Origin of the sequence: Lysinibacillus sp. 1 U-2021 (assembly GCF_029916965.1) — a bacterium.
In the GTDB taxonomy this organism is placed as follows: domain Bacteria; phylum Bacillota; class Bacilli; order Bacillales_A; family Planococcaceae; genus Lysinibacillus; species Lysinibacillus capsici.
In genome coordinates, this window is the sequence record NZ_CP123966.1 from 1,420,999 (window position 1) to 1,435,689 (window position 14,691).

The 14,691-nt window shown below is 29.9% G+C and carries 15 protein-coding genes; all 15 read left to right on the top strand.

Annotated elements, in window-relative coordinates; translation table 11 throughout:
- Positions 1 to 174 precede the first annotated feature (174 nt).
- The 15 genes from QH639_RS07390 to QH639_RS07460 all read left to right on the top strand — a co-directional run bounded on the left by QH639_RS07390 (position 175) and on the right by QH639_RS07460 (position 14,685).
- Positions 175 to 1,041 carry an N-acetylneuraminate synthase family protein gene (locus QH639_RS07390; protein WP_281115899.1) on the top strand — a complete coding sequence of 289 codons (867 nt, stop codon included), beginning with the start codon at positions 175 to 177 and terminating at the stop codon, positions 1,039 to 1,041.
- Between the two features lie 16 nt (positions 1,042 to 1,057).
- Positions 1,058 to 1,606 carry an acyltransferase gene (locus tag QH639_RS07395; RefSeq protein WP_281115900.1) on the top strand — a complete coding sequence of 183 codons (549 nt, stop codon included), beginning with the start codon at positions 1,058 to 1,060 and terminating at the stop codon, positions 1,604 to 1,606.
- A gap of 38 nt (positions 1,607 to 1,644) precedes the next feature.
- Positions 1,645 to 2,778, top strand: a complete 1,134-nt coding sequence (locus QH639_RS07400) for an acylneuraminate cytidylyltransferase (protein WP_281116188.1) — start codon at positions 1,645 to 1,647, stop codon at positions 2,776 to 2,778.
- A gap of 5 nt (positions 2,779 to 2,783) precedes the next feature.
- Positions 2,784 to 3,533 (top strand): CBS domain-containing protein, encoded by a 750-nt coding sequence (locus QH639_RS07405; protein ID WP_281115901.1) that lies wholly within the window; start codon positions 2,784 to 2,786, stop codon positions 3,531 to 3,533.
- A gap of 267 nt (positions 3,534 to 3,800) precedes the next feature.
- Complete coding sequence (locus QH639_RS07410; protein WP_281115902.1) at positions 3,801 to 4,736, top strand: Gfo/Idh/MocA family oxidoreductase; 936 nt, start codon at positions 3,801 to 3,803, stop codon at positions 4,734 to 4,736.
- The gene (locus QH639_RS07415; RefSeq protein WP_281115903.1) at positions 4,736 to 5,677 is read left to right on the top strand and encodes a Gfo/Idh/MocA family protein; all 942 of its coding nucleotides are present in this window, start codon (positions 4,736 to 4,738) and stop codon (positions 5,675 to 5,677) included. The genes QH639_RS07410 and QH639_RS07415 overlap by 1 nt, the downstream gene beginning before the upstream one ends.
- A gap of 57 nt (positions 5,678 to 5,734) precedes the next feature.
- Positions 5,735 to 7,381, top strand: a complete 1,647-nt coding sequence (locus tag QH639_RS07420; protein ID WP_281115904.1) for a hypothetical protein — start codon at positions 5,735 to 5,737, stop codon at positions 7,379 to 7,381.
- Positions 7,382 to 7,408: 27 nt separating this feature from the next.
- Positions 7,409 to 8,281 (top strand): glucose-1-phosphate thymidylyltransferase RfbA, encoded by an 873-nt coding sequence (gene rfbA / locus QH639_RS07425; protein WP_281115905.1) that lies wholly within the window; start codon positions 7,409 to 7,411, stop codon positions 8,279 to 8,281.
- Positions 8,282 to 8,288: 7 nt separating this feature from the next.
- Positions 8,289 to 9,311: a dTDP-glucose 4,6-dehydratase gene (gene rfbB, locus QH639_RS07430; protein ID WP_281115906.1), complete on the top strand. Its 1,023-nt coding sequence runs from the start codon at positions 8,289 to 8,291 to the stop codon at positions 9,309 to 9,311.
- Positions 9,304 to 9,714, top strand: coding sequence for a sugar 3,4-ketoisomerase (locus tag QH639_RS07435; protein WP_281115907.1), 411 nt, complete (start codon positions 9,304 to 9,306; stop codon positions 9,712 to 9,714). The genes rfbB and QH639_RS07435 overlap by 8 nt, the downstream gene beginning before the upstream one ends.
- Positions 9,698 to 10,801, top strand: coding sequence for a DegT/DnrJ/EryC1/StrS family aminotransferase (locus QH639_RS07440; RefSeq protein WP_348638176.1), 1,104 nt, complete (start codon positions 9,698 to 9,700; stop codon positions 10,799 to 10,801). The genes QH639_RS07435 and QH639_RS07440 overlap by 17 nt, the downstream gene beginning before the upstream one ends.
- A 35-nt stretch (positions 10,802 to 10,836) precedes the next feature.
- Positions 10,837 to 11,406 (top strand): GNAT family N-acetyltransferase, encoded by a 570-nt coding sequence (locus QH639_RS07445; RefSeq protein ID WP_281115908.1) that lies wholly within the window; start codon positions 10,837 to 10,839, stop codon positions 11,404 to 11,406.
- Positions 11,403 to 12,503: a glycosyltransferase family 2 protein gene (locus QH639_RS07450; RefSeq protein ID WP_281115909.1), complete on the top strand. Its 1,101-nt coding sequence runs from the start codon at positions 11,403 to 11,405 to the stop codon at positions 12,501 to 12,503. The genes QH639_RS07445 and QH639_RS07450 overlap by 4 nt, the downstream gene beginning before the upstream one ends.
- A gap of 34 nt (positions 12,504 to 12,537) precedes the next feature.
- The gene (locus tag QH639_RS07455) at positions 12,538 to 13,935 is read left to right on the top strand and encodes a glycosyltransferase (protein ID WP_281116190.1); all 1,398 of its coding nucleotides are present in this window, start codon (positions 12,538 to 12,540) and stop codon (positions 13,933 to 13,935) included.
- Positions 13,936 to 13,947: 12 nt separating this feature from the next.
- Positions 13,948 to 14,685: an SDR family NAD(P)-dependent oxidoreductase gene (locus QH639_RS07460; RefSeq protein WP_281115910.1), complete on the top strand. Its 738-nt coding sequence runs from the start codon at positions 13,948 to 13,950 to the stop codon at positions 14,683 to 14,685.
- The last annotated feature ends 6 nt before the right edge of the window (positions 14,686 to 14,691 follow it).

Here is a 14,691-nt window from a genome sequence, read left to right on the forward strand (position 1 = left end):
TACGTTTATAGAAAATATACGTGTAAGAAGATTCTAGACCGAACATTAACTTAATGGGAAAGCATCTTTTGATCTTAAATAGATATTCATCTTAATATAAGATGGTATTAATAATAATTGTTAGATTCTATGGTCGGTTGATAATTTTTTGATAATTAAATTAGGAGAATGAAAATGGAAAATATTAAAGTAATTGCTGAAATAGGATGCAATCATAAAGGTGAAATGGAAATAGCAAAGCAACTAATTGATGAGGCAATAAGAGCAGGGGCTAATGTAGCTAAATTTCAAAAGCGAAATAATAAGGAGCTTTTATCTGAAGAACAGTATAACGCACCTCATCCAAATCCAATTAATTCTTATGGGGAAACATATGGTGAGCACCGTGAATATTTGGAACTTACAATAGAGCAACACCTGGAGTTAAAGGAATATTGTGAGTCGAAGGGAATTGAATATTCTACGTCTGTATGGGATATGACTTCTGCAAAGGAGATTGCATCTTTAAATCCAAAGTTGATTAAAATCCCTTCAGCAATGAACAATCATTATGAATTATTAAAGTGGTTGTGTGACAATTATAATGGTGAAATTCATATCTCAACAGGTATGACGAATTATGAAGAAATTGAACGAATGGTAGAATTTTTTACGAAAGAAAATCGTAATAAAGATGTAGTTATTTATAATTGTACTTCAGGATATCCAGTACCATATAAGGATATTTGTTTATTGGAGTTAACGAGATTACAAGAAAAATATAAAGACAAAGTGAAAGCAATTGGTTTTTCTGGACATCATTTAGGTACAGCTATTGACATTGCTGCTTACACATTGGGGGCGGAATGGATTGAACGTCACTTTACTATTGATAAAACTTGGAAAGGTACTGATCATGGTGCATCTTTAGAACCTTTAGAGCTTGAAACGCTAGTAAAATCTTTAAAAAATGTAAAAGAGGCATTAACGTACAAAAAGAGTGAAGTTTTAGAGATTGAATTAGTACAAAAAGAAAAACTGAAGTTCAAGCCTCAAGTATAATAGGTGGGGGCAAAAAATGGTGTTTAAAATTATTCGAGAAATTTATAAAAGAGTTATATGGTCTTATAAGGCAGATAGATTAGGACCAGATATAATTTCTACTTATTTCTTAATGTATTCACCAATACTTGCAAGAAAAATATGTGAGAAGAAATTTTATCATTTCGGTGAAAATGCTGAAGTTAGACATGGTGCAGTAGTAATAGGTTGTTCAAAGATTTCTTTGGGGAAAAATGTATATATTAGACCAGGAAGTTATATTGTAGCTGGAAATAATCGAATAACTATTGAGGACAAAGTTTTAATTGCTTCAGGTGTCCAAATGCATACAGAAAATCATGAATTTAATGATATATCCATACCGATATTTGATCAGGGATATCAAGTGGGAGGAGATATCATTATAAAAAGCGGTGCATGGTTAGGAGCAAATGTGATTATTTTACCAGGAGTAACTGTGGGAAAAAATGCTGTTGTAGCTGCTGGAAGTGTTGTTACACAAAATGTTCCTGATTTTTCCGTTGTAGCAGGTATTCCTGCAAAAATAAAAAAAGTAATTCAATAGATTGGATATGAGGTGATGTTATTAAAACAGTAGCAATTATTCCTGTCCGCGGAGGAAGTAAATCAATCACTTTAAAAAATATAAAGTTAATTAACGGGCGTCCTTTAGTTTACTGGACTATTGATGCAGCAGTAAATTGTAAATGGATTGATGAAGTGTATGTATCAACTGATAGTGAAGTGATTAAAGATGTAGTTTTCAAATATGATAAAGAACATCTTGGTAAATTACAACTGATAAATCGCTCTATTGAAACAGCTACTGATACTGCTTCCACTGAATCTGTCATGTTAGAGTTCGCTAATAGAGTAATAAGTGACACAATTGTTCTTTTGCAAGCAACAAGTCCGTTAACAGAAAGTAAGCATTTAGATGAAGCATTTCAAAAGTATGTTGATGATGAAATAGATAGCTTATTGACAGTTGTCAATCAAAAACGTTTTATATGGTCGAAAGAAGGACAACCGATTAATTATAATCCATCGGCACGTCCAAGACGTCAAGACTTTGAAGGATATTTTGTAGAAAATGGTGCATTTTATATTACCAAAACATTATTATTACTAGAATCGAAAAATAGATTATCAGGTAATATTGGGGTTTATGAGATGCCGGAGGAAACATATTTTGAAATTGACGAACCTACAGACTGGATAATTGTCGAAAAGCTCCTTGAAAAAAGAACGAGAAAAGTGGCGGATTTGGAAAAAATTAAGCTATTTGCAACTGATTGTGATGGTGTTTTAACAGATGCGGGTATGTATTATACAGAGGACGGAGATGTGATGAAAAAGTTTAATACAAAAGATGGTATGGGCTTTTCTCTCCTAAAAGAAAAGGGAATTATTACAGCCATCTTAACAGGTGAAGAATCACAAATCGTTGCAAAAAGGGCTGAAAAATTAAAAATAGACGAAGTATTTTTAGGATGTAAAGATAAAGTAGCTGCTATGAATGAACTATTACAAAAATATCAATTAACGATGGATGAAGTTGCATATATAGGTGATGATCTAAATGATTTACCACTTTTAAAACAGGTCGGTTATAGTTTTGCGGTAGCGGATGCTATAGAGCAAGTAAAGAGAGAGGTCCATTATGTAATTGATTGTACTGGTGGGCATGGTGCGGTTAGAGAAGCTATCGAATACCTATTAGATTCAAGGGAATGAGAAAATTGACGATAGACAAATATGTAATACAAGTTGAGCAAAGTTTATTGGACGCAATGAAAAAAATTGAAGAAAACAAGCAAGGCTTTATTATTATTTTAGAAGACCACACTGTAGTTGGAACAATGACAGATGGAGATATACGTAGAGCTTTAATAGCAGGTAAAGATATATCATCTACAGTTAAAGAAGTTATTAATTTATCGTTTGAATATTTATTAACTACAGCAACTTTTGTTGAAATTGTAGAGAAATTTAAATCAGAGAAAATAGATTTTTTACCGGTTGTTGATAAGAAATTTATTTTGAAGAATATCATAACTAAAGCACAATTTCATGATTTTTTGTTAGAAGGAAAGAAGATAAATATTGTAGAAAGATTTAAAGATATAGAATTAAAAATGAAATCTTTCGAAATTTTCAATAGACCTTGGGGGTTTTATAAAACTGTATTTTTGAGTGAATTTGTGCGGGCTAAAATTATCCAAGTATTTCCTGGTCAACAATTAAGTTTACAATTTCACAAAAAGCGAGAAGAACACTGGATCATAATAAAAGGTCAAGGTAAGATAACCATAGAAGAAAGCATTCGTGAAGTAAGCGCAGGCAGCTATATTTTTATACCTAAAGGATGCAAGCACCGAATTAAAAATTTATCTGAAAATGAGCTATTAACTATTTCAGAAATTCAGTTAGGAACATATTTTGGCGAGGACGATATTATTAGAATTGAAGATGACTATAACCGTTTATAAGAATCAATATTCGAGATATTATGAAGAATTTCTTACAAGATGATAAAGAGTTTGCTGGTGGAATAATACTTTTAAAAGCAAAGAGGATATAGTAAATAGCCTTCAGCATAAATGAACCGAAATTATTGATTTAATACAGGGATATTTATAACTACTTTAACTGAATATTTAAAGTAGTATTTCTAAAAACAATTTTACATATCGATGATGTTTATGAATCTACTTCTCTTGAGGAAAATGTAGTTTCAAATAGAAAGGATAAGCATTGTGAAAAAAAATATAGCTATAATAGGTGCTGGCCAATTAGGAAGTAGACATTTACAAGCATTAGCACAATTAAAGGAAGATGTATCACTTTATATTGTAGATCCTTCAAAACAATCATTAGAAGCAAGTGTAGAACGTTTTAATGAAGTGAATCATGATAATAAATTATTAAAGGCATTAAATAATATATCTGAATTACCTAGAATTTTAGAGTTTGTTATAATTTCAACAAATTCTAAACAAAGATTAGATGTTTTACGTGAACTCTTAAATCATGCAGAAGTTAATTATCTTCTACTAGAAAAGTTTTTATTTCCGCATATTTGTGAGTATGAAGAAGCTAAACAATTATTGAATAATACTAAAACAAAAGCATATGTCAATTGTGTAAAAAGGATGTGGCCAAATTATCAAGAGTTAAAGTCCTTATTAAAATTTGAGAAAAATATCCATTTTGAACTTTCTGGAGGACAATGGAATTTAGCTTCAAACGCAATTCATTTTCTTGATTTCTTTTTATATTTGATAAATGAAACTGTTGTTCATGTAGATACCACATTACTAGATAATGATTTGTCCCAAAATAAAAGAGACGGTTATATAGAGTTCACGGGAACTTTGAAGATGATAACTCCAAATTTAAATACATTGGTTTTAACATCAGAATCAAATAGTACAGAACCATATCAAATAAGAATAACTAGCAATAATTATAAAATTGAAATCTTTGAGGTACAAGAAAAATGCAAAGTAAACGGAGAGGAAATGGAATTTAAATTGTACTATCAAAGTAATCTGACTAATAAAGTTTATTTGCAATTATGTCACCGTGGAAATTGTGATTTGGTAGATTTTAAAACAGCAGTCGATGAACATATAATGTTATTAACAGCATTCAATAGTTTTCTAAATGGAAGAGAAGGGATAATAACATAATGTCGGTTTTATTAGTAGGGTCAGGTTACATGTCAAGAGAGTATACGAAAGTATTACAAGCATTGAATATTTCTTTTCGAGTAATTGGACGAGGAGAAGAAAGTGCTAGAACTTTTGAAAATGAACTAAAGATAAAAGTAGAAAAAGGTGGATTAGAAAACTGTTTTTTTAATCATCCAACTCCTACCCATGCAATAATAGCAACAACAGTAGAAAGTTTAGAAGAGAATGCAATTTTTTTACTTGAGCAAGGTGTAAAGAATATATTGTTGGAAAAACCTGGAGCTATAACACAGGACGGTATTAGGAGAATTGCAACAATCGCAAAAAATAAAGATGTTAATGTGTATATTGCTTATAATAGAAGATTTTATTCATCGGTACTAGAAGCAAGAAAAAGAATATTAGACGATGGAGGACTTACATCATTTATATTTGAGTTTACAGAATGGGGACATTTACTCGAAAAATCTAATAAGACAAAGTTTCAACTCGAAAACTGGTTTGTTATAAATTCTACCCATGTATTAGATACAGCATTCTATTTTGGAGGAAAACCTAAAGAAATTAGTTGTTATTTGCAAGGTCAAACTGATTGGCATCCTAGTGGTTGTATTTATACTGGATGTGGGATTACTGAAAAGAATATTTTATTTTCATATCATGCAAATTGGAAAGCTCCTGGAAGTTGGAAATTAGAACTTCTAACTGCAAAAAATAGATATATATTTAGACCGTTTGAGAAATTGCATGTACAAAAGATTGGTTCAGTTTCAATAGAAGAAATAGAGTTAGAAGATCGGTTTGATAGGGAATTTAAGCCGGGGATATATATGCAACTTAAAAGTTTTTTACTAAATAATACAAGTTCCAGTCAGTTATTAAGTGCCGATGAGGCACTAATTAATTTTGAAATTTACAACAAGATAAGGAAGAAATAATTACTTATCCTATTTGTTTGTGTAATTGAAATTAATAATAGAATGGGAGCATTAAAAGTGTCTACAATAGAAAGATTTATAGGTTGGGGATATGGCTCTGCTTATATTAATTTTATCAAAGAGTTTCCTATAATGAAGAATTTTTTTTTAGAATTTGTTGATAGAGACTATTTGTCTAAAGGTGATGTAAAATCAATAATGTTGTCTTCTCCCACTATCTTAAATGAATTAAATCCTAATTCAACAATGATTGTGGTATTTAGCCAATTTCATGAAGATATAAAAAAGGACCCCCTACTGAGTGATTTTGAAAATGTGATTACAGTCTGGGATCTCTATGAAGATCCTGAATATTATTTAGGGCTTTTTATGGAAATAAAAAGAGATCTATTTTTAAAGGAATATCAAAAATATAATATTCAAGAATTAAATAAAACTTTGGTTGTAAAATTAAATAAATTTAATGTTAAAGGGATTTTAATTGGGGATTTAATGAAAACCGAAATAAATCATTTATGTTGGTTTTTAGTCAATAAATATAATACAAAATTGTATGAAATATTGATGCCTAAAAAGTTAAAATTCGTTTTAATTGGAAGTGGTGATATATTAGTATCATCATTAATGTATAAAAGATACGATCACATTCGTTTAATGGATGAATTTGTAACTGAATTAGGGTGTAAGAATGTTACGAGATTAGTGTTTTATGATGATTATGTTAGTATGGGAAATTTAGATGGGGAGAAGATGATTTTAGAGTTTAATATCGAAAATTACGAATTTGATAAAATTTGTTGGTATGAGATAATTTCATCAATTTTAAAAGAATGTGATTTTAATATGTCGGATGAAATCAAAATATGGTTAACAAATCATATAAAACATGCAATTTCTCTAATTTATCTTTATGAAGACCTATTAAAAAAAATATTAAATGTGAAAAAAAGTATATTTATACTAGATTATTTTAGAGATGAATATATTTTAGCCTCGCTGCTTAATCGCCATAATATTATTACTTGTTCTATGCAACATGGGTTTTATGAAGATAAAAGTGCTTTTGAAAATATTACACCATGGGAGGAAATTTACTATTTACATCCACCATCTAAATATAGATTAGTCTGGGGAGAAAAATGGAAGAAGAACCTACAAATGTGGATGAATGGCAATCAAAATATTAAGGTAGTTGGTAATTTAAAGTACAAAAAAGTTGAGAAATTTAAATATGAACTATCTGAAAGAAATAACTTGTTGGTTATATTAAATAAGAACGAAAAAGATTGTGAATTATTAATAGAATGTGCAATTTTATTAAAAGAATTTATGGGTGTACAAAATGTCTATATTAAACCTCATCCAGAAACCAAAAGTGAATTCAAAGAAAAGATTGATTTTATTTTAATTAAAGAAAAATTTGTTAGTGATATAGTGAATGATTTTAATATTGTAATTTCAGCAAAATCTACAGCCTATTTTGAAGTATTGATGGGAAATAAACTAACTTTTATGTATGATCCAAAAAAATCATTAAGTAATAACCCTTATTCAGTTTTTTCGAATATAGAAGAATTTAGATTTAAAGTTGAAAGTTATTTAGAAAAAGAAATGTTACGTGAAAAATATATGTTAGCTATTAACAAAGAATTAAAGAAATCATTTTCTGAAATAAATTTAAAATTCATATCTGATATTACATAAAATGCATAAGAGAGGAAGTATATAATAATGAAAGGAATTATATTAGCAGGTGGTCAAGGAACTAGATTATATCCTCTAACATCAGCTATTTCAAAACAAATTTTACCTGTTTATGATAAACCTATGATTTATTATTCTATGTCTGTTTTGATGTTAGCAGGAATAAGAGATATTTTAATTATTTCTACTCCAAGGGATATTCCACTATTTGAGAGTATTCTATCTAATGGAGCAAAGTTGGGGTTGAATATTGAATATAAGATACAAGAAAATCCTGACGGTTTGCCACAAGCTTTTATTTTAGGTGAAGAGTTTATCGGTAACGATGATGTAGCCCTAATATTAGGGGATAATATTTTTTTCGGACAAGGTTTATCTGAAATACTAAAAAATGCAGTGGCAAATAACACTGGAGCTACAGTATTTGGCTACCAAGTAAGAGATCCTGAACGTTTTGGTGTTGTTGAATTTGACGATAGCTTTAAAGTGAAATCTCTAGAAGAAAAGCCAGAATATCCAAAATCTAATTATGCAGTTACTGGCTTATATCTTTATAGTAATGATGTTATAGAAAAAGCTAAATTGCTTAAGCCTTCTAGTAGAAGGGAGTTAGAAATTACTGATTTAAATAACTTATATTTAGATGAGAAACGTTTAAATGTTGAACTATTAGGAAGAGGATTTGCTTGGTTGGACACGGGTACATTTGAATCATTACTAAGTGCATCATCATTTGTTGAGACAATTGAAATGAGACAAGGCTTCAAAATAGCTTGTATTGAAGAAATTGCATATAGGCAAGGGTATATTTCAAGAGAGCACTTAATTCGATTGGGAGAAGAGTTGAAAAAATCTCTTTATGGACAGTATTTATTAGAAATTGCAGCTGAAAAAAGGTGATTAAAATATGAAAAAAATTTTAGTAACAGGTGGAGCAGGGTTTATTGGGGCAAATTTTTTAAAATATATTATCGAGAAGTATCCTGAATATTTTGTTATAAATATTGATAATTTAACATATGCTAGCGATTATTCAAATATTCAAGAATTAGAACAGTATAAAAATTATAAATTTTTGAAGGCTAACATTTGTGATCAGGACATAATAGAAAAGGTTATGATTGAACATGAAATAGATACCATTATCCATTTCGCCGCTGAATCACATGTTGATAATTCGATTGAAAATCCCTGTATTTTTGCCGAAACTAATATTATGGGAACACTTAACCTATTACAACAAGCATATAAAGAATGGTTTATTGAGCCATTTGAAATAAAAGAGGAATATCGCAATTCACGTTTTATTCATATTTCAACAGATGAGGTATATGGGACTCTCGGAGAGGAAGGTTATTTTACTGAGGCTTCAAAATATCTACCTAATAGTCCATATAGTGCTAGTAAGGCAGCATCCGATTTACTTGTGAGAAGTTATTATCATACTTATGGAATGAATGTGATTACTACAAACTGTTCCAATAATTTTGGACCATTTCAAAATAAAGAAAAATTAATTCCAAAAATTATTTATAATGCTTTAAAAGGATTAGATCTACCGATTTACGGGGATGGAGATAATGTTCGAGATTGGTTATTTGTTATAGATCATTGTACAGCAATTAATGCAGTTTTACATCAGGGCAAAGTTGGAGAGACATACTTAATAGGTGGTCATAATGAAAAAAAGAATTTACATCTAGTTCATACTATTTGTGACATTTTAGATGAAAGAGTACCTAAGGATGTATCTTATCGTAATCAAATTAAATTTGTAGCTGACCGTTTTGGTCATGATTATCGTTATGCAATCGACTCTGCAAAAATTCAACGAGAATTAAACTGGAAGCCTCAAATAGCCTTTGAAAAAGCGTTAGAAGAAACAATCGATTGGTATTTAATAAAATATAAAGAGGGATTAAATGAATAATTGTTTTGTTGAACTTAAAGATATAAGTGATGAAAGAGGAAGCCTAGTTGTAATAGAGAACTTGAAGGAAATTCCGTTTGAAGTGAAGCGAGTTTATTACCTATATAATTTAAGGGATGATAAAGCGAGAGGATTTCACGCACACAAAATATTAAATCAAGCGTTTCTCTGTTTGAATGGAAGCTGTAAAGTTTTATTGGATGATGGTGAAAATCAAACAATATATGAAATGAATGCACCTAATCAAATGTTATTATGTAAAAATAAAATTTGGCATAAAATGTTTGATTTTAGCGATAATTGTATTTTTTTAGTACTAGCTGATCAAGAATATCATGAAGATGATTATATTCGCAATTATCAGGACTTTTTAGGAACAGTTAAGGATGAAAAAAATGATTAAATTTTTAGATTTAAAAAGTATTAACCTTAAATATGAAAAAGAATTTCATGATTTGTTACAAACGTTTTTAGAAAGTGGTTGGTATATTAACGGTAGTATGGTTGAAGAATTTGAAGATAAGTTTGCAAAGTATTGTGGAGCAAAGCATTGTATAGGTGTGAGCAATGGGTTGGATGCTTTAAAATTAATATTAAGAGCATACGATATTGGACCTGGTGATGAGGTAATTGTTCCAGCTAATACTTATATCGCAACTATATTGGCAATTACTCAAGTAGGTGCAACACCAGTATTCGTAGAACCAGATGCTCGTACATTTAATATTACATTAGCAAATATTAAACTTGCTATTACAAATAAAACGAAAGCTGTTATGGTAGTACATTTGTATGGGAGAATCGTAACTGAAATTGAAGAAATTAAAGACTTTTGTGAAAAAAATGCTTTGAAATTGTTTGAAGATGCGGCCCAAGCTCATGGTGCAGCAATAAATGGTCGAAAAGCTGGGAGTTTTGGAAATGCAGCTGCATTTAGCTTTTACCCAGGAAAAAATTTAGGTGCTTTAGGGGATGCTGGCGCAATTACAACAGATGATGTTAATTTTGCTAAAAAACTTATTGCACTAAGGAATTACGGGTCATTTGTGAAGTATGAAAATTTATATCAAGGATATAATAATCGATTAGACGAAATACAAGCTGCTTTCTTAATACTTAAGCTAAAAGACTTGGATGAAGACAATCTTATTAGAAATAAACTTGCTACTATATATTTAGAAGAAATAAACAATCCACTCGTAACATTACCAGCTTCAAGTAAAAGTAATGAAAACGTTTGGCATGTGTTTCCAATACTTGTGAAAGAGCGTTCTAAGTTTATTAAGTATATGAAAGAAAATGGTGTAGAAACATTAATTCATTATCCAATTCCGCCACACAAACAAAAGGCCTACAAGGAATTTAATAATTTAAAGTTAGAAGTTACAGAAGATATTCATGAAAATATTGTAAGTCTTCCAATTTCGCCAGTCCATACTCATGAAGAAATTACAGCTATAATTAAAATAACTAATAATTACAAATTCTAATAAGTTAAATTAAATATTCAAAAGGTGGAGAGGGAATGCACCAAGTTTTTCTAGAAGGTGAAATTGTAAATCTAAGACCTTATACATTTGCAGATAGAGATAAAGTAATTCAATTAAGAAATTCTGGTAGAGGTCAATATTTTCTAAATCAAGGATTTGCCTCAACTATTGAAACGCAAATTGAATGGGAAAAAGGATATTTTGCTAGAGAAAATGATTTTTACTGGATTATTGAATGTAAAGAAACGAAAGACATTATAGGAACAACTGCTCTATATGATATAACAAGTGATAAGGCTGAAAAAGGGCGACTTATTGTAGATGAAGATAAATCATTAAGAAAGCCATATGTTTTAGAAGCAGAATTATTAATTATCAAATATGCATTTGAAAAATTGAAAATTCATCAGTTAATAACTCGTACAAAATTAGATAATGAAAAGATGAAATCGATTAATAAGCGCTTTGGATTTATAAAAACTGGTGAATGTAAAGTTAATCGAGAGGTATATGAAATCTTTAATTTAGAGGGATATCATCCAGATTCCTTATTAAAATATCAATCACTAGTAATTAAATGGAGCAAAAGAGAGGAAAAAAAATGAACGATCAACCATTGATAAGTTTAATAATTTCTGCTTATAATCATGAAACTTATATTGAAGAATGTTTAGAAAGTATTATGAACCAAACATACCGAAACATTGAGTTGATTTTATATAATGACGGTTCAAAAGATAATACACACGCTAAAATTTTGGGTCTACAATCAAAACTAGTAGAGCGTTTCCCATCATTTCAGTATATAAATAAAGATAATGAAGGAATTAGTAAAAATTTCAATTTAGGGATTAAAAAAGCAAAAGGGAAGTATATTAAAACGTTTGCATCAGATGATTTCTTATTCGAAAATGCCATAGAGTTATTAGTAAATGCTTTAGAAAATGAACCAAATTTTGATATTGCATATGCAGATGGCTACTATGTACACGCAGAGAAGAAAGCATTAACTGAAGTTGATTTAACTAAATGTACAAAATTCTCAGAAAAAGCCAAATATATTTCTGGAAATATTCATGATCACTTATACGATATACTACCACATATGTCAACATGGACCGTATTATTTAGAAAGGAATGTTTCGACAAATATGGTCTTTATGATGAAAATTTAAGATGTGAAGATATGGATATATATTTAAGGTTCTCGAAAGAATGTAGGTTTTTATATTTGGATGAAAATATTGCCATACACCGATTGCATGATAAAAATGCCGGCTATATGCCAGATATAATGATTACTAGTGTTGAACAAATGATTGAAAAGTATACTCAATCAAACTTTTTTATAAAAGATGTACATAAGCAAAAGTTAGAAAGATGGCTAATTTTTATAAAGCGAGTTTTATTACCTCTGGATTTTAGTCATATAGATTATAAAAATAAAAAAGTGATTGTTTGGGGGACAGGGGAATACTGTAAAAATAATGTTCATTTAGTTAAAGAGGATATTGAGTTTTTTATTGATTCTAATCCCGAAAAAAAGGACACAAAATTTATGGATAAGTTGATCAATCAACCTAGTGAATTGCTTAAAATTTCTACTAGTGATGTTTTTATTTTAGTCTTAAGCACATATGTCGATGAAATATTTGGGTGGTTGGAGAATAACGGATATAAGTTAGGGGAGAATTATTATTAATATTTCACCAGAACGGATAGAAGTTTCATTTGTGATGCCTTTTTATAATAATATAAGATATATAGAAAAGGCGATAAAGAGTGTGTTGAATAGCATTGTTAATCCTGATAAAGTCGAAATAATATTAGTTGATGATGGTAGTAATGATGGTAGTGTTCAAATTGCACAACATTATACTGACAAATATGATTTTGTTAAATTATTAGTGAATGAAAATAATTTAGGACCAGCGAAAGCTTTAAAAAGGGCTCTCCAATTTTCAACTGGTGAGATTATTATATTTACAGCCGCTGATGATATTACATTTAAAAATCGTGTAAGGGAAGTTACAAATATTTTTCAAAAGTTTGAAGATGTAGGGGTTGTCATTAGTGAAGCAGAAATTATTAATGAGAATGATCAACAAACGGGAGAGTATTACTGTTTACCTGCTAGTATTAATGTAGATAATGCATTTCTTTATCAATTGAAAAGAAATTACTGTCTAGGAGCTACAATGGCAATTAGAAACAGACAGGATTTATTTGTTAAAGAAGATTTTCTTGAATTAATTGATGATTATCAAATTGGCTTGGATTTTATGTTAGAGGGAATGAAGATATATCCACTTAAAAAGGTTTTATTACAATATCGAGTTCATTCACAAAGTGTTAGTGCTAGGAAAAAGGAACTTCATTTAAAAACCCTTTCAACATTAAAACAATATGATTCCAAAAAATTTGAGTGGATATTAAATTTAGGAAATTCTCAAGAAGAGGTTTACTTAGCGTTGGGAATTTTCGAATTATTTAAAGGAAATGAAGCAGAGGCAGAAAACTATTTAAATAAAATTAATACAAAAGAAAACTCTTTAGAGGAACAATCCCTGATTGAATATTACTTTTATCAAGGCATCATAAAAAATAATGATGGGAAAAAAGAAGAGGCATTTAATCATTGGAATGAAATAATCCAATTACAACCAGATAATTTTGTTGTATTAAATAATTTGGGTGCATTAATAGTTCATAAAGATCAAGAGAAAGCAAAAAAACTAATTGAGAAGGCTTGTAATGTTAATCCAAATTATATAGATAGTAGTACTAATTTGGATATTATCTCTAATAACATAGAAGGAGAATTATTCATTACACAAAGACTACTATCGAATAATTTAATAAGGAAAGAAAAGTATTTGGAGGAATATGGAACGATGAGTAATGAAAAAAAATTAAAAACAGTCTTTAAAGAAGTATTAGAAATAAATGAAACTGAAGTAGTTGATGAATTAACTTATAACACAATCTCACAATGGGACTCTATCGCACATATGGCGCTAGTAGCTGAAATCGAAGAGCAATTTAACATTATGTTAGATACAGACGATGTACTTGATATGAGCTCATTTGCAAAAGTAAAAGAGATTTTATCCAAATATGATATTAAATTTTAAGCGGGTGAGTTCATGCTAAAAGATAAAATTATTTTAGTGACAGGTGCTAGCCGTGGAATTGGACAAGCAACAGCTATTACTTTAGCGAAAAAAGGAGCTCAAGTTATATTGCATGGTCGTACAGAAGAAAGTTTGCAAAAAACAGTTGCACTTATCCGTGAAACAAGATGTGAGCCCTATATAGTTCTTTATGATGTGACAGACGAGGTAGGAATGAAACAAGCTATTAAGGATATAAAACTGCAATTTGGGCGCCTTGATGGCTTAGTTAACAATGCTGGTGTTATGGATGAAGGGTTACTTGGTATGGTAAAAACAGAAAAAATCCAAAATATGTTGAGTGTTAATGTCACAGCTGTTTTACAACAAATGCAATACTCAGCAAAGTTAATGACAAAAAATGATTCGAGTGCAATCGTTAATATTAGTTCAATTATTGGCATGAACGGGGCAGCAGGGAGTGCGGCGTATTCAGCAAGTAAAGCAGCAGTTGTGGGACTTACAAAATCAGCTGCTAAAGAATGGGCTCCAAAAAACATTCGTGTCAACGCAGTAGCACCTGGCTTTATTGAAACAGATTTAACAGCCCATTATGAAGGTGAACGTAAAGAAAAAGTACTTAATGACATAAAGATGCGCCGATTTGGACAGGTAGAGGAAGTTGCAAATGTGATATCGTTTTTATTATCAGATTTGTCTTCTTATGTCACTGGACAAGTCATCGGAGTGGATGGAGGCATGGTTATTTAGCCATGC

What these genes read in the sequence shown, in the direction of transcription:
- QH639_RS07440 (WP_348638176.1), top strand. Translation starts at nt 9,698, where the DNA reads ATGAAAAAAATGATTAAATTTTTAGATTTAAAAAGTATTAACCTTAAA.
- rfbA (WP_281115905.1), top strand. Translation starts at nt 7,409, where the DNA reads ATGAAAGGAATTATATTAGCAGGTGGTCAAGGAACTAGATTATATCCT.
- QH639_RS07395 (WP_281115900.1), top strand. Translation starts at nt 1,058, where the DNA reads ATGGTGTTTAAAATTATTCGAGAAATTTATAAAAGAGTTATATGGTCT.
- QH639_RS07435 (WP_281115907.1), top strand. Translation starts at nt 9,304, where the DNA reads ATGAATAATTGTTTTGTTGAACTTAAAGATATAAGTGATGAAAGAGGA.
- QH639_RS07455 (WP_281116190.1), top strand. Translation starts at nt 12,538, where the DNA reads ATGCCTTTTTATAATAATATAAGATATATAGAAAAGGCGATAAAGAGT.
- QH639_RS07390 (WP_281115899.1), top strand. Translation starts at nt 175, where the DNA reads ATGGAAAATATTAAAGTAATTGCTGAAATAGGATGCAATCATAAAGGT.
- QH639_RS07415 (WP_281115903.1), top strand. Translation starts at nt 4,736, where the DNA reads ATGTCGGTTTTATTAGTAGGGTCAGGTTACATGTCAAGAGAGTATACG.
- QH639_RS07450 (WP_281115909.1), top strand. Translation starts at nt 11,403, where the DNA reads ATGAACGATCAACCATTGATAAGTTTAATAATTTCTGCTTATAATCAT.
- QH639_RS07460 (WP_281115910.1), top strand. Translation starts at nt 13,948, where the DNA reads ATGCTAAAAGATAAAATTATTTTAGTGACAGGTGCTAGCCGTGGAATT.
- QH639_RS07445 (WP_281115908.1), top strand. Translation starts at nt 10,837, where the DNA reads ATGCACCAAGTTTTTCTAGAAGGTGAAATTGTAAATCTAAGACCTTAT.
- rfbB (WP_281115906.1), top strand. Translation starts at nt 8,289, where the DNA reads ATGAAAAAAATTTTAGTAACAGGTGGAGCAGGGTTTATTGGGGCAAAT.